Source organism: Haloarcula sp. CBA1129 (assembly GCF_008729015.1).
Taxonomy (GTDB): domain Archaea; phylum Halobacteriota; class Halobacteria; order Halobacteriales; family Haloarculaceae; genus Haloarcula.
Genome location: NZ_RKSM01000001.1, coordinates 1,156,152 through 1,175,375 on the forward strand (window position 1 = coordinate 1,156,152; position 19,224 = coordinate 1,175,375).

Genomic DNA, 19,224 nt, shown 5'->3' on the forward strand with positions numbered 1-19,224 from the left:
CTCCGGGAGTTCGGTGAGAGTATTTTCGGCCTCTCTCGTGAGACCTACTCGCTATCGTGTAGATCTGCGATGCGCTCGTTTGCGCCGGAGATCTCGGCGAGCGACTCGCCATCGTAGAGCCGTTGTATGAGTGCTGCCTCCGATCCGTCGGTTCCAGTATAGCGCTCGATAGTCCGGTCGACCTGACCTTTGGGAACGAACACGACGCCATCCTCGTTTCCGATTGCGACATCTCCCGGATGAACCACTGCACCGCCGACCTGAACTGGCACGTTGACATCTCCCCCCAGACTATCGGTGAGACGCTGAACCGTCCGATTGGTCCGTGTACGGGCGAACACCGGGAATCCGATCTCGGTGATCTCTGCAGTATCGGTTACCGCACCATCGATAACAACACCTCTCGCTCCGTTCGCTACGGCTGCGTGGGTCGTGACCGCTCCCCACGGAGCATTCGTCTCGTGTCCACCCATCTCGATGACAATGACATCTGTGGATCCTGCCAACTCAATCGCTTTGTGGACCATCGTCCCGTCGACAGGGGGAATTCGTACAGTCAGCGCTGAGCCAACCATCTGTGCCGACTGGGCAGTTCCCATGAAGCTGATTTCAGGCGACGAATGACCGAAATGGTTGTGATGACCGAGTTCGTTTGGGTCGACCTCTTCGAGAGCCTCCAACTGGTGATCAGCTAGTCGATCGACATCACCGATTACCATTTTGCCACCATCCGTAGAATCGACTGGCTGCCGAATAAACCGTCACGTGTCATACACACGGTATACGATCCCAACTGAGCATAAAACCGTTGAAATTTAGGCAGGCCTAAATAATACCCGTCCCGGATTGGTATCTCGTGTGAATCGCCTCGGAGTTAGGTGGTTCGAGAATCGTTGATTCATTCCTCAGAGTGGGATGATCCAGCTGGGTGGCTATCGGCCGCAGCAGTGTCGACGTCGAGCACCGTTGAGGCCAACCGCTCGGTCACCGGTGGACTGACCATTCCCACGAGTGCCATCGCTTCGGCGTGGGGATCGGCAAGCGCCAACACGTCGTCGAAAAACTTGGTGCAGAACGAGATAGCTCTCCTGAAGCGCCGCCCCGCGTTCGCAGCCCTCGGCGGTGAGTGTTACACCCTCGTATAATTCGTGAATAAGAAACCCCTCCTCATCAAGCCGCTGGAGCATCTCGGTAGTCGCCGACGGCGATCGGTCGAGTTCAGCCGCGACCCGCCCCGTCGGGACGATTTCGGACTCGGATTCGACGAGCTGGAAGACGACGAGCAGGTAGTTCGCGGCGTCGGTCATCGGGAACCCTCCGGGGGACAGCAGGTCAGCGGACGTGCCCAGTCGATGGAAAGACGGTCCCGACTCATACGCATCGAATCAGATGGTCACGGACGGTTCGTTGGCAGTCGAGACACAGCTCAGTCAGTTGCGCAACCGTTGATAGGGCAGAAAACTCTGTCGACAGCGGCTGGTAGAGGTACTCGACGAGGAGGTCGCTCGCTCGTTTCCGCCTGCGATCGTCGACGACCTGGTCGTCGTCCCGTTCCTAATCGGCGACGTGTTCGCGCTCGATCGAGCGGCTGGCGAGGTGGCGTGGCGACTTCGCCGAGTATGCAGTGATCGCTGCACTGTTTGCGGGTTTACTTGGGAAAATCCTACCCCCGGCCTGAAGGACCGAGGGTCGTATGTGTCGAGGGAGTAGGTGGGGTAGTTCATCTGTGAGTTACTTCATTCCGTAGCCCATCTTTCGCAGTTCATCTTCGACTGTCCGAGATTCATTATTAGCAGCCAATACGATTGCCTCGCAAACATCAATCTTGTACACAGATTCCGATGCGAAGATATCGTCCATCGTATCAACAATCTCTTCAACTCGGGATTCAGCCTCGTCTCGAAGGAAGAAATTTGCGTGGCTTCGTTCGTCTTGAACGCCATCACGTCGGTACTTGTACGGCAGTGCCTCAGTGTCTTGATTAGCGGTTTCAACCACCTGTGTCTCGGTTTCGATTTGGTCGGCCTCTTTAGCCTCTTCTTCCCTCTCGTTCTTCTCAGCGTCGTCATTCTCAGCGTCGTCATCCACGTCGAAATCATCCTCGAACGGGGACCCTGCGCCGGATTTCATGCGTCAAACGCCTCCTCGATGTCGGTCGCGAGGTCGTCGTACTTCTCTAGCGTTTCGTGCTCGCGGTCAGGAATCCGGCGGACGCCCTTCTCGCCGTCCTTGAAGGCCTCATCGACCACCTCATAGGCAGTCGCCCGAGCGTCCCACATCTCCTGCATGAGCGACTCGCGCTTGCGGAATACCGCCGGCACGTCGTAGTCGATATCTTCCTTGAGCGTCGCGAGGTGTTGCTTCTGACCGGTTGTATCACCGAAGGCGACAGGCACGATTCCCAGAACCCCGACCTCGATGCTGAGGTTGTCCTCGAGGCCGTCGACCAACTGCTCCAAGCCGTCGATACTGAGTGAACCCTTCCCCGACAGTTCGACCGGGATGAGTACCGTCTGTGTGACCATGACCGCGTTGTAGAGGCCCTGGCCCTCGGATGCCTGCGGGTCGCAGATGATAACATCGTACTGTTCGTGGATGCCGTTGCGGCCCAGCAGCTGGTACAGTTGCTCTTCTTCAACCCACTCAGCATCAGGATTCATCTGCTCTTCAGTCTCTTTGGCACGACGCATCGTCGTATCCAGCGATGAGAGCATGTTGTGGGCTGGGATGACATCGAGGTTGTCGACACCGGTGTCCTCTCGAATGAGATCCGCAAACGGTCCCTTGCCACGGCCGACCATGTGTCGGACTAGGTTGTCCGCAGCACCGTCATCGCGGTCGTCGTCGACTTCGAAGATGTACGAGAGTGAGGCCTCCTGTGGGTCGAGGTCGATGACGAGCGTTTTGAGTCCGTTTCGAGCGTGCGCGTGGGCGAGATTCGCTGCAGTCGTTGTCTTCCCAACCCCGCCAGCCTCGCTGTAGGTTGTGTACGCCAGCATTTGTTATTACTGTGTTTTACTACTACTAATAATTAGCGTGTGTTAGTAACGCTTGCTACTAGTGTATGTAATATATGGTAGTAGCTCCCGATAGTAATTCACTGTAGTAACTATAGCTAGTAACAAATAGTAATAATTCTCGTAGGTAATGAGAAGTAGTAATTTATGTTAGTATTGTTTGGTAGTAACATCCCGGAAATAGAAGGGTGCGATAACACGTTGATGGCGGGGTGTTAGGCTAAAAGATTCTTTCAAATGTTATACCGACACTCAGACCAGTCCCATCACTCATTTTGTGTAACCATCCCGACTGAGGGTTTCAAACCATGCACGACCTGTCCGACAGCCAAAACAAAGCATTGCTCACCGAACTCGCAACCTACCAGAACCGAAGGCTCCTGCTCTGGCAACTCGCAGCTGACGGCCGTTCGTTCTGCGGTGTTCGATTCGTTTCTCGGGAGCGCGACCTGCAGAACGCGCCCGTCGACGAACAGGTCCACGCGTTCGTCGACGATATGCTCTCGGACGGTGAAATCCGGCCAGAGTACGATGCGATGGCTGACTGGGAAGCGCTTGAAGCAAACCACGGCGACACTGCCGACCAGTTCCTCTAGATCTGACTCCCTCCCGTAGCGATTTTGTGTGGCCTCAGTAGCTGGAGGCGTTCCAGTATGTTGCCTACAGCCGACGTTCCGTTCGAACCGATCTTCCTCGAAGAACCGCCCCTCAGTCCGAACTACTACAAAGCCATCGCGAGCGATGTCGGCCTACCGTTCTACGTTGATCTCAAGCGTCCAGATGATGTCCCTGCCGAGAAGTGTGAGCGCACGATTGATCTTGCAGAACGCATCCTACGTGCCGGCGGCGTCCGAACCGGCTTCGGGCACCACGAAGAGGTCCGAACCTCGATGGAATCGTGGGCTCCCGAGCGCGATGAGTATCGCGACGCCGATCCGGGCTACTGGCGACACTCTGTCCTCTTGATGTCGCCCCACGAAATGAACTTCGGGCAGCTAGACGGTGAACCAGAAGAGAAGCACAAGAAAGCCAAGACCGTGCTTGCTTGGGCCGGAGACTGTATCGACACCGACGTCCTTCAGGAGATCGAGCAGTCCCAAGCCGAGGATATCAAACAGGCGTGGCGAGATGCAGCGAAAGCCGAACTAACTCAGCGCAAGATCGAACAGTTCGCCGAGGAGCCGCCGGAAGAACTCGATGGCTGGCAGAGACTTGACGCCGGCCACGACGCAGTTGAAGTGGCCTACGTCGCCGACAACCACGGGACGTCGTCGGTTGCAACCGTGTTTGAAGCCGCTGACGGTGAGCTGAAGGCCCACGAGTTCACGCTGGAAGCGTGGGAGGAGAACGATGGGAATCCTCGCGAGGCCCGGCTGAACCGGTACTGCGTCACCACTGACGGCGACGGGGCCTTCGCCTGTCTTCGATCACATCTGCTGACCTTCGAGGTCGAGCCCGTGGAGCAACTCGAAGTGTGAGTTGATTTCGCGCTGAGTACATCGAAGGCCGACAGTACGGCTGGTCGTATTCCGCTCTGCTGAATTGATTAGAACATTGTAGGAGCCAGTCATCAGGTGCGGACCAGAACGTGATTGTATCTTAGTCACTTTTAATGGTTTCCTCAGGGAGCAGTATCTCGGGTCGTTGGCGGCAATCTGCAGCCCGTGCGAACGCTCTAATTCGATCCCACTCGTCGGGTGTGAGGTTGCTATCCATAATTGACAACTACCTGTTTGGAAGCTTAATATTTTATGAATTTAGACGAAATAAATAGTGGTTAAGGGGGAGCAACGAGGACACTCACACCAATAAAGAATCATAATAATACGGCCGTGGTGAATCGCCAGACATAGCTTGATTTCACTGTTTCATTGCCTGCTTGATGTTATGAACTGCACACCTCAGGACGAGTTCACGAAATTCACCGTACCAAGTTCGCGCACGCACGGCGTCGCCGAGCGTGCGCTTGATCGTCGAGAAGACGGTTTCACACATCGCTCGTTGGCGGTATCGAGGCCCATCGATCCGCGCGTTATGCGCGTGATCGATGGGCCGGAACTCACGATGTTTGATCAGCGGTCTCACGTCCTTTTCGCGGAGTTTCTCGCGTAAATACATCCAATCGTAGCCTTTGTCCGCAGCGAGGCTGGCGAGGTCGCCCGCGTTGCGACGGGCGACCTGCCAGCCGAGCTGTGTATCGTGGCGTTTCTTGGTCGTACAGTGAACGTCCAGAATGGCTTGGCTTTCTGTGTCGATGAGAGCTGTCGCTTTGAGCGTCTGAACCCGGTAATTCGTCCGACGGCAGTAGTGCTTGCTAGCGTTTTCGCGGTCAAAGAACGTTGCGTCAATGGCAGCGTGACCGGATGGCTCGGGCTCCTGCGCCGACAGGCGCAGCAGCACTCGCCAAAGCGCTGTCTTAATTCTGTCAAACCACTTGACTAACGTGGAGTGATCGGGGAGATCGGCCGCGTTGAGGCCGATCTCCCCGAGTATTTGTGGCATCTCACTCAGCAAATCAAGTGCTTCTCGGTAGGATTTTTCCAGGTAAACCCGCAGACAGTGCAGCGACACCACCGCATACTCGGCGAAGCCGCCACCCCCTTCGGGGGCGGCGACTTCGCCTCGCTCACCAACAGCATTTTTAGCTAACTGAACCACTCTGCTCGTGAAGCGGGAGATCTTCGACATGAACCATCGGCGGTTTCCCGCTTCAGTCCACTAGTTCTAACGGTCGAAGCCGACGCTGTCCAGCGATTCACCAGAGCCTTTAGGACCAAAAATACCAATAGTGGTCAGCGTATTTGTAGAAAGACTACCGATGGAGTGAGATGACTTCGCCTCGCTCACCAACCGCATTTTTAGCTAACTGAACGACTCTGCTCGTGTAGCGGGAAATTTTCGACATGGACATCGACGGTTTCCCGCATCATACTCCTAGTTCTGGCGGTCGAAACCGACGCAGTCCAGCGATTTACCAGAGCCAAATATTGGGGTTCCACCCGGGCTGTCTCCGGTGCTTTGTGGGACGGAGCGTACGCGATTCACGCCTGCCGTGAACGGTGGGATTCTCTCGCTGAATCAAGATCGTTCGACAGGACTGCTCCGTTGGTGCCATCAGTCAGTGATCTGGGTGCTGTAAAAAATGGGTACGCTCATGTGAAGCACGTTGTTGGTGAATCAGAGGACGGTTCGAACGATTTCTTTGAGCGCTTCTTGACCGGGTTTGCGTAGGATTCGTCGGCGAAGTTGGAATGCTCTGAGATACGGCGTCAGTTTGTCTTTGGAGACGCCTCGGTGTGGCGAGAGCCACCGTCGCGCCAGCGACGCGTGGCTCTCGCAGGTATTCACGTGCGCGTCTCCATCCACATATTCACCCTCGCTGTGAATGACCGCTTCTCGCTGGTAGTTCTCGTCGTCTTCGAGTGGATCGTACGCTCGAAATCCGTCCGTATAGACGGTCAGCGGCTCCTCCTCGCAGTCGCTGAGGAGGAGTCGCACGGTCGATTCGTCAGCGGATTTCGCCGGGACAACGTAGCGCTCACCGCTGCCACGATCGACCAACGTGAACACTGGTGGTTTGTCTCCATCGTACGATCCTCGTCCACGCGTGGACAGGCCACGCGAGCGCGGCTCTTGGTCGCGCTCGCGGCCCTTTAGCCCCGCAGTCACGTAGACTTCGTCGATTTCGACCGGGCCAACGAGGTTGATGGCTGGCGCGTCGAGCGTTCTGGCGAACTGCTCGACGCGCCGCCGTAGTGACCGATACGAAACGGGGAGTTCAGCGTCCAACTGGTGGATACTCGTGTTGAACCGAAGAAACGAGTAGAACGCGAACAAGAGCTTGTCGAGGCCGATCTTCGCGTGCGCGAAGATCGTGCCAGTCTTGTCGTTGAACGTGCGGTCGCAATCCTTACAGAGATACCGTTGATACGTTCGATAGCTGCCGTGTTTAATCACCGACTCAGACCGGCAGTGCGGGCAATAGAGGCCATCACGCCAGCGAACCTGCTCCGGCAGGTTCGCGGCGCTCGCCTCTGAGTTCAACACTTCGGATGGGAACATATCGGGTGACGCTGCTGCGTCACCCTTGCCCGCTACGCTTCTACAGCGCCAGCTCTATCTGACCAACAACCTGCTTCCGAAGAGCGAAATGGGTAATAGTGGGTAAGACTGATATAGTCGTGGGCAATAGTGGGTTATAAGATGAAAGTTGACGCCGACAAACTCCAGACGAACGAGACCGACGATCGGGGGCGAGTGTATCTTGGCACTGAGTACGCGAACAAGCGCGTCACGGTGGCTATTGTTGAGGTTGAGTCCGAGACCCCCGACGAGGAGGAACTGGCCGCCGCGTATCGGGAAGCGTCCGAGAGCGCCAGTGATCTTGTCGACGAGTGGGGCGGGGCGTCGGACGAGGCATGGTCGGGACTTGACGAATGAGCGATGAGGTCGAGATTCGGCGCGGTGATGTCGTTATCGTCCGACTCGACCCTGCCGAGGGGAACGAAATGCGGAAAACACGGCCTGCAGTGGTTGTCCAGAACGATGTCGGGAACAGGAACTCGAACACGACAATCGTCGCACCTGCGACGGGAACGTACCGAGGCTATCCCTTTGAGGTACTCGTGGAAGCGTCGGACTCACCGTTCGAGAAAGACTCCTCTGTACGGCTTGATCAAATTCGAGTCGTGTCTGTCGAGAAGCGAATCCATTCAGCGGCTGGCAGTCTCGACGACTCGACGATGGACGAAATCGACGACGCGCTCAAATTGAGTCTCGGACTCGACTGATCGGGAGACTCTTTGCGAAGACATCGGTGCCAGATCCGTATGTATTGAGAGCGCCAGTCTCAACTACTGGCGGGCGGTTCGACGATGAGACAATGCAGGTCGCTCCGTCGATGAGGGTCCTGTCTTCCCCGAGCATGAACACGAGGAGACGGGACAGACGGTGTCCGTCATCAAAGGGGCTATCGAACTGTTCGGAGACCACCAGCAGGTACTGGAAGCGGGGGGACGCATTTATAATCGAGTCGGGCGTCCATCACGGGATACGCGGCGTCGCCAAGCGAACCAAGCTACTGGACACGTTCATGCCGCCGCTCAACACGATACCGGAGTAGCCACAGAAGTCACGGCGTCGACACCTTCGTCACTGAGCAGGGCGTCGCAGACGTCCGCGGACTTTCGACGATTGAGCGGGCCGAGGATAACCGGGGCCTGTGCGAATCCGGACTTCCAGCCGGAGCTGCGGGCCTAACTGGACGACGTAAGAGCTCAGGACACCCATATCTCGCACGACATCCAGCGAGCGCCCGAGTAGCACGAGTAGAAAGCCGCGTTTACTGACACGGGGAGAGGCGGTTCGACAACTGCGAACCGGCCCGCGTCGTCGGTTATTATATCGGTACGCCGGACCCCCCCATCAGGTAGAGATACATCCACCAGATGTATCCGCCGGTGAGCGCGATGGCGGTGAGGGTCTCGAGCACCTTAACGTAGCTGTCACCGTGCGTCTCGCGGAACTCCTGAATGAGTTCGATGCGACGCCAGATGGGTAGTAGCGGATCGGGGATGACCTCACCGAGGCCGCCGGCCTGTTTGGCTGAAGTCTCGGCGATATCTTCGGGTGATTCCTCAGAACTCATTGTCCCGCCCCCGTGGTGAACGGCAGTTCAAGACCGCGAGACATTACCTTCTCCGCGAGGAAGATACCGACGAAAACCGAGATACCCGCGAGTTTCATCACGTTGCTCGGATAGACCATGACGAATACGCCCAGCACTGTGAGCAACGCGCGGATGCCGACTTTCCGGCCGATACCCATCTTGAACGGGTAGTTGAGCCCGTAAATCATCGTGATAGCGCCCATCAGTACCAGCGTGCCAATAAAAACGGTATTGAGCCCGATACTCATCGATACCAGCCCGGGGTTGTAGACGAATGCGATGGGCAGGATGAACAGCGGGGCGGCGATCTTGATGGCCGCGCCACAAGTCCTCCAGAAGTTCGCCTCGGCTATGCCGGCAGCCACGACAGCCGCAGTCGCCACCGGTGGCGTGATACCCGCCAGAATAGCGGCGTAGAACATCGTATAGTGGGCCGTGATCGGGGTGACGCCGAAGTCCGAGACGAACGTCGGGACGATGAGAATCGCGACGACGACGTAGGCTGCGACCGTCGGCATGCCGACGCCCATGAGAATTGCGACGAACATCCCCAGCAGGACCGCGAACAGCAGGACACCCCCGGAGATGTTGATCAGCAGAAGCGCTATCTTTGCTGGCACGCCGGTTGTGCCGAAGATGTTGACGACGCCGCTGATGACCACGAGGATGATAGCAATGGGTGCGAGGATGATGGCCCCGCGACGGAACCCGTGGACCGTGTTCTTCAGTTGGGACACCAGCTCTAACCCAGACCCGACATCGGTTCTGTCGACGAGTCGCTGGAGCGGCGGCACCAAGACTCCGGTGATAGTCATCGCCACGACGGTATATAGTGCGGAGGTCATCACCGTGAACTGCGCAACACCAAGCAGGTAGATGAGGATGCCGAACGGGATGCCGAACCTGACCGTCTCGAACACCTTTTGCTTGTTCGAGAGGGTCTCATCAAAGAACTCCGAGAATTCCATCTCTTGGCTGCTAGAGTCCGAAATGGCAGTGTAGTGGACCGCGATGACGATTGAGATCACCAGAATCACCGCCGGCACGAAGCCGGCAACGACGATGTCGAGGTATGGGACGCCGAGGTACGACGCCATCACGAACGCCGAGGCGCCCATAACCGGTGGTAACACTTGTCCTGACGTCGAGGCGACGGCCTCGATACCGGCCGCGCGGTGACCGTCCATCCCGCTCTCCTGCATCGTCGGGATAGTGAACGAGCCGGTCATTGCGGCGTTCGCTGTGTAGGAGCCATTTATGGACCCGATGACGGCCGATGCCAGCACCGCTGTCTGTGCCACGCCAGACTCAATGTACTTTGCAGTCACGATAGCGATCCGGAGTATCAGGTCGAACGCGCCGTAGGCGAACAGCAACCCGGCGTACAGTAGGAATGGCGCGATCCAAGAGGCGGTAATCTGGGTCAGGCTTCCGTAGAAGCCATATAGGTCGGTGACCGTCGCCTGTAACAGCGTTGCTTCGCTCATCCCTGCGTGACCGAGCACACCGGGGACGAGGTTCCCGTAGACCGCGTAGATGAGTACGACAGCGACGAGGCCAAGGAAGACGTTCCCGAACTCGCGCCACGTGAGGTACATCAGCGAGATGATGACGAGTCGCGCGAGCATGTACTCGTGCTCGACCGCAAAGCCCTGCCGGAGCAGGTAGACGTCTTCGAAGTTCAGAGCGAAGAACGCGGAGGCGGTCATAAGCGCGAGCGACGCCGGTATCAACACCGCACCGTCGATCCAGTCGCCCTTTTCGATGGCCTCGCGGGTCTCGTTTAGTGCGTACACAGTCATGATACCGCCGACGAACACCGTGGCGTACCGTACCGGTGAGATGGTCTGCGTCTGTGCCCAGAAGAGTACGCCGGCCCAGAACAGCACGGCAACCAGAGTGACTGTGATGTCTAGTCCCCGGAGCAGTCCGGCGACGCGACCAGCCGAAGTCGGTTGTGAGGTCATTGTTTTTTAGGTTGTGTAAATAGTCGCCACGCCCTGCACCGCGGGGCGGCAAGCGAGTGGTCGGGACCTATTCACCTTCCTGCAGGTTACTGTCCCACGCGTCGTTGTCCTTGTAGTACTGGACCGCGCCGGAGTGGACGGGGATGTTCTCCCGTGCGGAATCCAGCATGTCGCTGGTGGACTCGAAGTCGTTGAACTGCTCTTCGCCCTCGTTGACCGTGTCGTTGTGTTCGTCGACGACGCGGCACAATTCGTAGACGGCGTCGTTGTTGGCCTCGGGGTTGAACGCGTAGTTCACTTCTAGGTTCCAGTGGAACAGTTTGTCAGTGCCGATGTCTTGGTTCATACTCCAGTCGTCGTAGGCAGTGGTCCCCATCCCAGCACCGGGGTAGGACTCTGCAGACTCCTTGAGCGCGTCGGTCGGCTCGACGTAGTGGATGTCGACACGGGAGGCGAACTCCTGAACGAACCCGGTATAGCGGACGCCGGGGGTCCCGTAGGCGATGGACGCGTCGATGTTGCCCTCCTCTATCGCGCCCGGCGCATCGCTGACACTCATGTTCTGGATGTCCATTTCCTCGTAGACGTCGGCTGTTGGATCCTGCGACCAGACATCGAGCGTCGTCGCACGCGTCGAGTATCCTGGCTCCGCCGGGTAGACTTTCGCGCCGGCCAGATCGTCGAAGGTCTCGATGCCCGTGCCGTCACGGGCGATGACATAGATGCTGTACGGGAACGCGTAGAACCCGTAGTGGGGAATGCGGTCGACCGACTGATCCGCGAACTGACCGCGGTCGTCGATGGCCTTCGACAGGGAATTGTTGTCGGTGATGCCAGCGTTGAACTGGTTGTTGGCCATCCGGCGGATGGTGCCGACGTAGCCCGGGCTCTCGATAGTCGAGTACTCCAGCGTGTCGCTCTCCTGACTCACAGCCCGCTCGACAGCCAGCCCTACGTCCTGTGTCCCGCCGGCCGAGGTGCCGACGCGGAGTGACAGGTTCTGACTCCCGCCGCCACTGCTTCCGTCGCCCCCGTCATTACTGCCGCCTCCACCGTCGCCACCACCGCATCCGGCGAGACCGATAACGCCTGCAGTTGCTGCACCATACAGGAACTTGCGTCGATGTATGCTATCGTCTGACATCTTCAATCGGGATAAAACCGGGTATACTTAATAATCTATCTATCCCATGCATTGTTGACACTTATTGATACGGGAGCCGTGCAACCCGTGGCACCCACTCACCGCTCGACAGCATCATTCGGGGAGATATACCATCACCGGGCAATCTGCCGAGAGCATCACCGACTGAGTGACGCTACCGAACAGCATTTTTCCCGCGGGACTCCGTTTGCGGCCGCTCAGGACAATACTTTCCGCATCTATCTCCTCAGCGACGGCCACGATTTCCTCGGCCGGGTCACCGTGTTCGCGTCGCTTCGACACGGACACGCCGGCCGATTCGAGGTGGTCGGCCGCGGCGTTGACGCTCTCGGGAAAGTTGGTCTCGTCCCATATATCCTCGGACTTGACCTTCCCCTCACCGGTCGCCTCGAACTCCTCGTAGACGTTCAGAAGGACCGCTTCGACCGATTCGTCGGCGTTCAGGAGCGATTCGACTGCTCGTGCCGCGAGTAGCGAACGATCCGTATCCTCGTCGACCGGGACAAGTGCGTGGTACTCTCCAGACATGAGGACGGAATACGCACTTCGGCGGGAGGGACGGGATACCGCGGTCAGATCGCTCTCGATCGCTTCGCCCACCCGATGCGCGTTATCGCCTCCGCTCCAAGCTGGCCGAGGAGCCCGGCTGCCTCAAGGTCATGTTCTTTGAAGGCGTCGACGACGATATCGCCTGCGCTGAGCACGCCGTGGTTCCCGATAGGAACGTATAGTCCGGATCGGAGTTCGCCGCGGCTGTGGTCGTCTTCGATCATCTCGTGATCCGAATAAATCTCTGGTTCCCCCGTTCGGTAGATACGCGCAGCGGGCGTCTCCTCGTTGATGTCGTAGTTTGGCCGTTGACCGGCGCGTTCGAGACACTCCTCCGTGGCTTCAACGGTTCGGAGCGTGCTGTTATTCCTGTCGGCCAGTCGGACGGTGGTATTGACTAATCTGAGGATGTTCTTAGCGGCGTCGGCGATTATCTCGGCGACCTCCTGTCGGGTGCTGGCTTTTCGGAGTTCCTGGCTCGTCTTTCGGAGCACCTCGATTCGCTGTTCGCGTCGCTTCTCGTCGGTGATGTCCCGAACGGTACCATACATGGAGACGGTTTCACCGTCTTTCACGCGAGGATCACAGCGCATTCGTATTGACTGCTCGGTCGTTCCCTCACCGACGAGTCCTACGTCGATCGTGAACTGCTCGCACTCTTTGATTGCCGCTTCGAAGGCAGCCATCGCTCGCGACCGGTCGGATTCCGTGTAGTGAGTGGCCAGTTCCGAAAAAGAGAGCATCCGCTCCGGTTCGAGGCCGTGGATTTCCTTGGCCTTGCGACTCCAATGCATCTCCCCGGTACCCGCCTCATAATACCACACGCCGACGCCAGTAAGTCGCTGGATGCTCGATAGCATCTCGCGGTAGTCCCCGTATTCCGCGTCGGCGCCCAACCACATCGGTTCTACATCGTGTGGCGAATAGTCGTGCATAAGGATTGATATTGGGGATTGTACTGTAAAATCTTTTGCGTACGCTCTCGGTCTTATGCAGTACTGTGGAAAGCCCCGATAACGAGACAATCAATGGTTGATCCAACATGTCTATCAGGTATAGTATGAACGAACAACTCCAAGTGTGTGAGTGGCCTATTCCAAGCCCTGCTTGGACAGGCCGTGGAATTTCCGCGGCTACGGATGACCGAACAAGAACAGACACTCAGCCTGATTAATGTGGACGCTGTCGGGCGATACCCCGCTCTTCCCGCGACTTACACAAGAGCTCTAGCGTTACCAGTCCGCACAGTTGCTACAGAACACGATTGCTGAGCCGGTGTCTCCAGCCAGATTAAAGACGGTTCAAATTCTCCTTCTCTCATTCCCGCTCCAATCAATGTAGGCCATTCGCCACCAAATATCTATCATATATATTATGTTTGGTGACATCGGGAATGTCGCTCGGCCAGGATTAATCTTCAGTGGCGGGTAATATTGACATATCAATATTCTCATTATGTTAATGCTAATTCTAGTCGAGCCATTCACATTATGATAACGGTTTTTTACCCACATCATAAATAGTGGGTATGATCGATGATACACGGGGTCGAACGCTCAAAACGACGCAAACCTCGCTGGAGATTCTCACTCTCATCTTGGAGTACGACGGTCTCACTCTCACGGAATTGGACGAGATGGTCGATAGTCCTAAAAGTTCCATTTACAGCCACCTCAATACGCTCCGTCAGAAGCGGTACCTCCTCAAGGACAAAGGGACTTATAAAGTGAGTTTCAGGCTCGCGCTGATCGGTGAGACAGTCCGGTATCGCTATCCCAGCGATGAGGTTGTCAAAGAGGAAGTCGAGCGATTGGCCGAGAAAACGGGTGAAGAAACGAACTTCACTATCTTCGAACACGGACGTCTGCTGATGTTCTACGGGACCGCCGGAGCCGCCGCGGGGAAGGAGAGCGACGTCAACTACCGATCGGAGTACTACCTCCACAACACGGCCGCCGGCAAGGCCATCCTCGCCGAACTCGACCGTAAGCAGGTCGAGCGCATTGTCGACAAGTGGGGACTGCCACGGGAATCCGAAGCGACAATCACCGACCGCAATCGCCTGTTCGAGGAACTGGCGGAGATCGAGACACGCGGCTACGGAACCGTCGATGAGGAGTTCGCACCCGGTCTCGTCGCGGTAGGTGCGCCGGTCCACGACGAGGATGGCAACATCATCGGTGGGTTGAGCGTCGGGGGCCCGAAGTACCGCGTCAATCATACGCGGATCACTCAGGAACTGGCCGAACAACTCCTTGACGCCGTCAATTCATTTGAATCGACTCTGCACTCGTAACCTACTATTACCGGATTACGGTGTCGTTGAATAATAGGCGTACATCTGTTAGTTCTTGTTGAGTCGTCGCTGCTTCATTTGCAGGTGTGACCGCGGGCTACCGAATCAAGATCAGCGACATCGTTGACGAACTATGCTTTTCCAGATCCAAATGAGCCGTAATTCCGGATTCCAATGGCATCGATATTCGTTATCACCGTAGTCTCGCAAGCGGATCTAAAACACATTAACGATAATCACATTATGCGAACGGTCGTGGGAATGGATGATCGTCACTGCCCGAAACCTCCGATAATCGTCTGCATCCAGACCGATGAAGGGGACATTGGTAGAGTGGTTCGCATTATGTGATCAATCCACACGCTAGATTGTAGTAGTGATAGTGGAGCTGCCGCGGGATTTGTCTGTCACCAGCTCCAAATTTGCGTGGCTGATAATTTACATTTGTGGTGTCTGCGCTGGAGTGGTCACGCGATACAAGAGTCAACAATGGCCTTCAATCGCTCTGTAGTCGGAGAGTTCGCCGTAGCATTAGCTCCCTTCCCTCTAGGATTCATGGGCAAAGGCATTCGATCTGGAACCTAAACGTGACGGAACTGACGATTGCGAAATAGCAACCCGGACACTCAGCAGCCGGCGGTGAACGTGTACCCTCACTGAATCAGCGATTCTTCCCCCGGATCGTGGACAGCCGGCAGGAGTTACTGACCGTCTATAGCGACGACTTTCAGGCGTACGAACTCCTTGAAGAGGAGACAGACTCGACCACAAATACGCCGACGAGGAGGTGCACGTTACACCTGCAGGTATCAAGAATACTGACACGAGGGTAGCTCTCGTTCACCCGTGGCGTCTCTATAAGTAAGCTGATACGGTATCTCAGAGCAGTCCAATTACGTTGGAAGCTGTATCGAAACTCTGCGGGACGCTGTGGAAAAGCCGTTCTGGTGAGATAGGCTCCATTTAAGTAGTCCCCGAACTCGGAGCGTGCTTATGCCCCGGGTGCGAGTCCCGCCTCCCGTAGGTACGCGTCTAGCTTCTCGACGAGTGCCTCCGCGAACGCTTCGTCGTTGATATGGGTGTCCAGCTCCAGCAGTTCGACCCCCTCGTTGAGGTGCTCGCGCAGGGCGTCGAACAGTGCGGCATCGGCCTCGGGGTCGTAGAAGTCCTCGCCCTCTGTGTCAAGCATCGAGACGCCATGCGAGGGCAGGTACAGCGCGGTCGGGCCCGTTGCGGCGTTCAGTTTCTCGGCTAGAATCCTCCCCAGTTCGGCGTTTTCATCGACGTTCGTCCGCATTAGTGTTACCTGCGGATTGTGCACGTGGAGCTTTCGTCCCTCGAAGGTCCCGGGGACCGAATCTCGGGGTCCGAAGTTGACCATATCGAGCGCCCCGACCGAGACCACCTGCGGCGTACCGGTCTGGGCAGCGGCATCGAGGCGCTCTGGTCCAGCAGAGAGGACGCCGCCGACCAGTTCGTCAGCCCACTCTGTTGTTGTAACGTCAAGGACGCCGTCGATCGTACCCTGACGGATCAGCTCCTCCATCGCACGACCACCAGTCCCTGTGGCGTGGAACACAATCGTCTCATATCCCATAGCCTCTAATTTCTCGCGGGCGTGTTGGATGCAGGGCGTCGTCACGCCGAACATAGTGAGACCGATGGTCGGTTTTTCAGCAATCTCGGCATCGGGTTCGTTGGTGATCATCCCGACCATCGCAAGGGCGGCGTTCGCGATGACCTGTCGCGAAAGCTGGTTCAGTCCTTCGATGTCGGCGACAGAGTACATCATCATCACATCCTTCGCACCCACGTAGGGCTCAGTATCGCCGGAGGCCATCGTCGAGACCATTACTTTCGGGATGCCGACTGGCAGGGCTCGCATTGCCGTTGTCGCGATAGAGGTGTTGCCCGACCCCCCGAGGCCGAGCACGCCGTCCAACCGTCCGGCTTCGTGCAGCCGGGTGACGATGGCGGCGGCTCCCTCCCCCATCGTCTCGATAGCCTCGCCGCGGTCGGCGTCGTCTCGGAGGTGACTGAGTGTGGTCCCAGCGGCGTCGGCGACTTCATTCGCGGTGGTGTCCGGTTCGAACTCGGGGTCGCCCATCACGCTCGTGTCGACTACGTGGACCTCGACACTCTCGGCCTGCAACACGTCGCGTGCGAAGCCAATCTCCTCACCCTTGGTGTCGAGCGTCCCGACGATCACGACACTCATGATTCCTCCGTGACGTTCTCGGGTGTCGGCAGTTTCCCCGGCGGGACGATTTCACACTCTGGGAGGTCGCGCAGGACGTCCTCGGGGCCAGGAGGTGCATACACTGCAAACAACAGGAGCGGCTCCCACCCAGTATTGAGGGTCCCGTGTTCGACGCCTTCGGGAATGAAAACCATGTCACCAGCCGTGATATCGCGGGTCTCGTCAGCGACTTCCTGTTCACCCTCACCACGGATGACAAACAGAATTTCGTCGCTCTCAGGATGGGTGTGGCGCTCGTGGCCCTTCCCGGGTTCGAGTTTGACGACCCCGGCGCTGAACCGCTCGCCGCCGGTGACCTCGGGAGTGCTCATCCACTTCAGGACGCCCCAGTCGAACAGCTGACTCTCGATGTCATCGGGTTCGACGAAATGCCTGTCACTCATAAATCGATCTCCTTGAACTCGTGGGCTTGGTTCTCGATGGCCTGTTCGGTTGGGAGCCGTTCGATGCTGGAGGCACCGAAGAAGCCGACGACGCCCTCCGTGTGTTTGAGGACGTACTGGGCGTCGTCAGGCCACGCTATGGGGCCGCCGTGACAAATGACCATGACATCCTCGTTTACGTTTTTAGCGGCGTCGTGGTGTGCCTGCACCCGTTCGGCGGCGCTCTCGAGATCTAGTGCGGTCTCGGCCCCGATGTCGCCAGACGTGGTTAGACCCATGTGTGAGACCACGATGTCGGCCCCGGCCTCAGTCATCTCTCGAGCTTGTGACTCCGTGAAGACGTACGGACAGGTTAGCATCTCCTGCTCGGCGGCCTCCTGTATCATGTTGATCTCCTCATCGTAGCCCATCCCCGTCTCCTCAAGATTCTGCCGGAAACTGCTGTCGTCGTCGATGAGGCCGACCGTCGGGAAGTTTTGGACTCCCGCGAATCCCCGCCGTTTCAGGTCTTCGATGAACACGTCCATCTGGCGGAATGGGTCGGTCCCGTTGACCCCGGCCAGCACTGGCGTGTCCTCAACGACCGGCAGTACTTCGTGTCCCATTTCAACGACGATCTCGTTGGCATCACCATAGGGCAACAGGCCAGCAAGGGAGCCACGACCGTTCATCCGATACCGACCGGAATTATAGATGATGAGCAGGTCGACGCCACCTCGTTCGGCGAACTTCGCTGAGATGCCCGTGCCTGCACCTGCACCTATGATCGGGCGACCGGTATCGACTTCTGCACGTAGCGATCGGAGTATCTGATCTCTCTGAGCTGTCATCGCGTTCAGACCATCGAAAGGAGAGATAGTAAGGATTGGGAATAGCACGGTGCACGTGAGTTGGTCGCTACACTGTTCGTGTCGGGTCTTCCAGTGATGACACGGCCACCGGAGGTCCGTTGATATCCAATCGGTTTCATGATTATCAATCCCCGGTTTATCAGAGTGCAATATGCCGGTTGACGATATCAGAATGTCCTATCAACCTGCTTGGCGTAACAAGCGATAAAATTAGAAGTGCTCTTGTGGGTAGACAGGTATAACAAAGCAGGCATACTCGGCTTCTTTGAGATTGTCTGGTAGTGGGGACTCTCTTTCCGAATCTGTTCAACACGGTCGCACAGACAATATGTAACCCTACTGAATAGCCGATCCTGCCAACATTTCTCTGAACGAAATCGGGGAAGCGTGGCCGTATGCATTGGTCGCGCCAGTCTCAGATACTGTAAGTCTCTGGAAGATGAGACTAAATTGGGTGTAGCGGGCTGTAAGCATGTATTTGACGATTAAGTGACCGAGGGCAACTTCAGATTAGCTCTCAACCACTCGAACCTGTTGTAATACTGACTATATCGTCGGATTACGAAGATTTTCTGTATTGTAGCCACTCAGACTCCAAGCTACCTCCGATTGATTCCCTTCTCTATCCGATTCCGGTTTCCTTCTTCAACAACGTTAGCGTGTTATCGGCTGTTACAATCGGTGCTTGCTCGTACTCGCCAGTTAACTCAACTTACATGAGTGAATCGATGGATATCCAGATCCAGTATAGGAGACACGCAAACGCAAGGTAAAAGAACCATACTTGAAATCATTCAGCGTGGTGACAGCCATGAAACTTCTAACCTATTTGTATCTGTTCTGGATTACTCGGTGGATACTCAAATTAGAGCTTGGAATGTCCACAGATTCATACTAACTGGTGGTGAGTGATATCATATGACCGAGCGTATCACGATGACTCCACATTACATTCTGGCTCTCGCGGGGCCACTCATCGGTGGGACTCTTGTTTTTCAATTTCGTGGCGTCCTGTGGGCCAGTCGGGTATTCGGAGGGCGAATCACCACCCAGTGCATTTCGATATGT

19 protein-coding genes and 2 pseudogenes are annotated in these 19,224 nt (G+C 56.8%); 5 read left to right on the forward strand and 16 right to left on the reverse strand.

From position 1 onward, the window contains the following. Positions 1–44 precede the first annotated feature (44 nt). The 4 genes from Har1129_RS05790 to Har1129_RS05805 form a co-directional block, all read right to left on the reverse strand. Entirely contained in the window at positions 45–719 is a 675-nt protein-coding gene (locus Har1129_RS05790; RefSeq protein WP_151099797.1) for an RraA family protein, read from the reverse strand. A 213-nt stretch (positions 720–932) separates the two neighbouring features. After that, complete coding sequence (locus Har1129_RS05795) at positions 933–1,307, reverse strand: metal-dependent transcriptional regulator (protein WP_225307771.1); 375 nt, start codon at positions 1,305–1,307, stop codon at positions 933–935. A gap of 424 nt (positions 1,308–1,731) precedes the next feature. Further along, complete coding sequence (locus Har1129_RS05800) at positions 1,732–2,130, reverse strand: hypothetical protein (RefSeq protein WP_151099798.1); 399 nt, start codon at positions 2,128–2,130, stop codon at positions 1,732–1,734. Then, positions 2,127–2,999, reverse strand: a complete 873-nt coding sequence (locus Har1129_RS05805) for a ParA family protein (protein ID WP_151099799.1) — start codon at positions 2,997–2,999, stop codon at positions 2,127–2,129. The genes Har1129_RS05800 and Har1129_RS05805 overlap by 4 nt, the downstream gene beginning before the upstream one ends. Before the next feature lie 326 nt (positions 3,000–3,325). On the opposite strand from Har1129_RS05805, the gene Har1129_RS05810 reads away from it, so the two are divergent. Together Har1129_RS05810 and Har1129_RS05815 are read left to right on the forward strand one after the other, a co-directional pair. Further along, positions 3,326–3,613 (forward strand): hypothetical protein, encoded by a 288-nt coding sequence (locus Har1129_RS05810; RefSeq protein ID WP_151099800.1) that lies wholly within the window; start codon positions 3,326–3,328, stop codon positions 3,611–3,613. 57 nt (positions 3,614–3,670) lie between these two features. After that, entirely contained in the window at positions 3,671–4,495 is an 825-nt protein-coding gene (locus Har1129_RS05815) for a hypothetical protein (protein WP_151099801.1), read from the forward strand. 382 nt (positions 4,496–4,877) lie between these two features. Here the strand turns inward: Har1129_RS05815 and Har1129_RS05820 are convergent, their stop codons facing one another. Both Har1129_RS05820 and Har1129_RS05825 read right to left on the reverse strand, forming a co-directional pair. Further along, complete coding sequence (locus Har1129_RS05820) at positions 4,878–5,705, reverse strand: IS5 family transposase (protein WP_151099802.1); 828 nt, start codon at positions 5,703–5,705, stop codon at positions 4,878–4,880. 489 nt (positions 5,706–6,194) lie between these two features. Beyond that, the gene (locus Har1129_RS05825; protein ID WP_151099637.1) at positions 6,195–7,079 is read right to left on the reverse strand and encodes an IS1595 family transposase; all 885 of its coding nucleotides are present in this window, start codon (positions 7,077–7,079) and stop codon (positions 6,195–6,197) included. A 141-nt stretch (positions 7,080–7,220) separates the two neighbouring features. Here Har1129_RS05825 and Har1129_RS05830 point away from each other — a divergent pair, with 141 nt between their 5' ends. Together Har1129_RS05830 and Har1129_RS05835 are read left to right on the forward strand one after the other, a co-directional pair. Then, entirely contained in the window at positions 7,221–7,457 is a 237-nt protein-coding gene (locus Har1129_RS05830; RefSeq protein WP_151099803.1) for a hypothetical protein, read from the forward strand. Beyond that, positions 7,454–7,807 (forward strand): type II toxin-antitoxin system PemK/MazF family toxin, encoded by a 354-nt coding sequence (locus Har1129_RS05835; protein WP_151099804.1) that lies wholly within the window; start codon positions 7,454–7,456, stop codon positions 7,805–7,807. The genes Har1129_RS05830 and Har1129_RS05835 overlap by 4 nt, the downstream gene beginning before the upstream one ends. 608 nt (positions 7,808–8,415) lie before the next feature. Here the strand turns inward: Har1129_RS05835 and Har1129_RS05840 are convergent. From Har1129_RS05840 to Har1129_RS20935, 6 genes and pseudogenes are all read right to left on the reverse strand, one after another. Continuing rightward, complete coding sequence (locus tag Har1129_RS05840) at positions 8,416–8,664, reverse strand: hypothetical protein (protein WP_151099805.1); 249 nt, start codon at positions 8,662–8,664, stop codon at positions 8,416–8,418. After that, positions 8,661–10,652: a TRAP transporter fused permease subunit gene (locus tag Har1129_RS05845; protein ID WP_151099806.1), complete on the reverse strand. Its 1,992-nt coding sequence runs from the start codon at positions 10,650–10,652 to the stop codon at positions 8,661–8,663. The genes Har1129_RS05840 and Har1129_RS05845 overlap by 4 nt, the downstream gene beginning before the upstream one ends. A gap of 67 nt (positions 10,653–10,719) precedes the next feature. Further along, on the reverse strand, positions 10,720–11,796 hold the full coding sequence (locus tag Har1129_RS05850) for a TAXI family TRAP transporter solute-binding subunit (RefSeq protein WP_151099807.1): 1,077 nt from the start codon (positions 11,794–11,796) through the stop codon (positions 10,720–10,722). A 114-nt stretch (positions 11,797–11,910) separates the two neighbouring features. Further along, positions 11,911–12,345: a universal stress protein gene (locus Har1129_RS05855; RefSeq protein WP_151099808.1), complete on the reverse strand. Its 435-nt coding sequence runs from the start codon at positions 12,343–12,345 to the stop codon at positions 11,911–11,913. 44 nt (positions 12,346–12,389) lie between these two features. Beyond that, positions 12,390–13,268, reverse strand: coding sequence for a GAF domain-containing protein (locus Har1129_RS05860; protein ID WP_151102098.1), 879 nt, complete (start codon positions 13,266–13,268; stop codon positions 12,390–12,392). An 86-nt stretch (positions 13,269–13,354) separates the two neighbouring features. Beyond that, a pseudogene (locus Har1129_RS20935) lies at positions 13,355–13,562 on the reverse strand (IS1595 family transposase); the annotation flags it as partial. 332 nt (positions 13,563–13,894) lie between these two features. On the opposite strand from Har1129_RS20935, the gene Har1129_RS05865 reads away from it, so the two are divergent. Then, the gene (locus Har1129_RS05865) at positions 13,895–14,662 is read left to right on the forward strand and encodes an IclR family transcriptional regulator (protein WP_151099809.1); all 768 of its coding nucleotides are present in this window, start codon (positions 13,895–13,897) and stop codon (positions 14,660–14,662) included. A 991-nt stretch (positions 14,663–15,653) separates the two neighbouring features. Here the strand turns inward: Har1129_RS05865 and Har1129_RS05870 are convergent. The 4 genes and pseudogenes from Har1129_RS05870 to Har1129_RS21330 form a co-directional block, all read right to left on the reverse strand. Beyond that, entirely contained in the window at positions 15,654–16,880 is a 1,227-nt protein-coding gene (locus Har1129_RS05870; RefSeq protein WP_151099810.1) for a Tm-1-like ATP-binding domain-containing protein, read from the reverse strand. Next, positions 16,877–17,305 carry a cupin domain-containing protein gene (locus Har1129_RS05875; protein ID WP_151099811.1) on the reverse strand — a complete coding sequence of 143 codons (429 nt, stop codon included), beginning with the start codon at positions 17,303–17,305 and terminating at the stop codon, positions 16,877–16,879. Before Har1129_RS05875 ends, Har1129_RS05870 begins: the two co-directional genes overlap by 4 nt. Continuing rightward, a complete protein-coding gene (locus Har1129_RS05880) occupies positions 17,302–18,135 on the reverse strand; it encodes a phosphoenolpyruvate hydrolase family protein (RefSeq protein ID WP_151099812.1) in 834 nt (277 codons plus the stop codon). Before Har1129_RS05880 ends, Har1129_RS05875 begins: the two co-directional genes overlap by 4 nt. Positions 18,136–18,778: 643 nt before the next feature. After that, positions 18,779–18,981: pseudogene (locus tag Har1129_RS21330) on the reverse strand (transposase); the annotation flags it as partial. Positions 18,982–19,224: the final 243 nt, after the last annotated feature.

Bases quoted from the DNA above. Each gene is read 5' to 3' on its own strand.
- Har1129_RS05880 (WP_151099812.1), bottom strand. From the start codon at position 18,135: ATGACAGCTCAGAGAGATCAGATACTCCGATCGCTACGTGCAGAAGTC.
- Har1129_RS05855 (WP_151099808.1), bottom strand. From the start codon at position 12,345: ATGTCTGGAGAGTACCACGCACTTGTCCCGGTCGACGAGGATACGGAT.
- Har1129_RS05845 (WP_151099806.1), bottom strand. From the start codon at position 10,652: ATGACCTCACAACCGACTTCGGCTGGTCGCGTCGCCGGACTGCTCCGG.
- Har1129_RS05835 (WP_151099804.1), top strand. From the start codon at position 7,454: ATGAGCGATGAGGTCGAGATTCGGCGCGGTGATGTCGTTATCGTCCGA.
- Har1129_RS05810 (WP_151099800.1), top strand. From the start codon at position 3,326: ATGCACGACCTGTCCGACAGCCAAAACAAAGCATTGCTCACCGAACTC.
- Har1129_RS05875 (WP_151099811.1), bottom strand. From the start codon at position 17,305: ATGAGTGACAGGCATTTCGTCGAACCCGATGACATCGAGAGTCAGCTG.
- Har1129_RS05825 (WP_151099637.1), bottom strand. From the start codon at position 7,079: ATGTTCCCATCCGAAGTGTTGAACTCAGAGGCGAGCGCCGCGAACCTG.
- Har1129_RS05840 (WP_151099805.1), bottom strand. From the start codon at position 8,664: ATGAGTTCTGAGGAATCACCCGAAGATATCGCCGAGACTTCAGCCAAA.
- Har1129_RS05860 (WP_151102098.1), bottom strand. From the start codon at position 13,268: ATGTGGTTGGGCGCCGACGCGGAATACGGGGACTACCGCGAGATGCTA.
- Har1129_RS05795 (WP_225307771.1), bottom strand. From the start codon at position 1,307: ATGACCGACGCCGCGAACTACCTGCTCGTCGTCTTCCAGCTCGTCGAA.
- Har1129_RS05815 (WP_151099801.1), top strand. From the start codon at position 3,671: ATGTTGCCTACAGCCGACGTTCCGTTCGAACCGATCTTCCTCGAAGAA.
- Har1129_RS05870 (WP_151099810.1), bottom strand. From the start codon at position 16,880: ATGAGTGTCGTGATCGTCGGGACGCTCGACACCAAGGGTGAGGAGATT.
- Har1129_RS05800 (WP_151099798.1), bottom strand. From the start codon at position 2,130: ATGAAATCCGGCGCAGGGTCCCCGTTCGAGGATGATTTCGACGTGGAT.
- Har1129_RS05865 (WP_151099809.1), top strand. From the start codon at position 13,895: ATGATCGATGATACACGGGGTCGAACGCTCAAAACGACGCAAACCTCG.
- Har1129_RS05820 (WP_151099802.1), bottom strand. From the start codon at position 5,705: ATGTCGAAGATCTCCCGCTTCACGAGCAGAGTGGTTCAGTTAGCTAAA.
- Har1129_RS05805 (WP_151099799.1), bottom strand. From the start codon at position 2,999: ATGCTGGCGTACACAACCTACAGCGAGGCTGGCGGGGTTGGGAAGACA.
- Har1129_RS05850 (WP_151099807.1), bottom strand. From the start codon at position 11,796: ATGTCAGACGATAGCATACATCGACGCAAGTTCCTGTATGGTGCAGCA.
- Har1129_RS05790 (WP_151099797.1), bottom strand. From the start codon at position 719: ATGGTAATCGGTGATGTCGATCGACTAGCTGATCACCAGTTGGAGGCT.
- Har1129_RS05830 (WP_151099803.1), top strand. From the start codon at position 7,221: ATGAAAGTTGACGCCGACAAACTCCAGACGAACGAGACCGACGATCGG.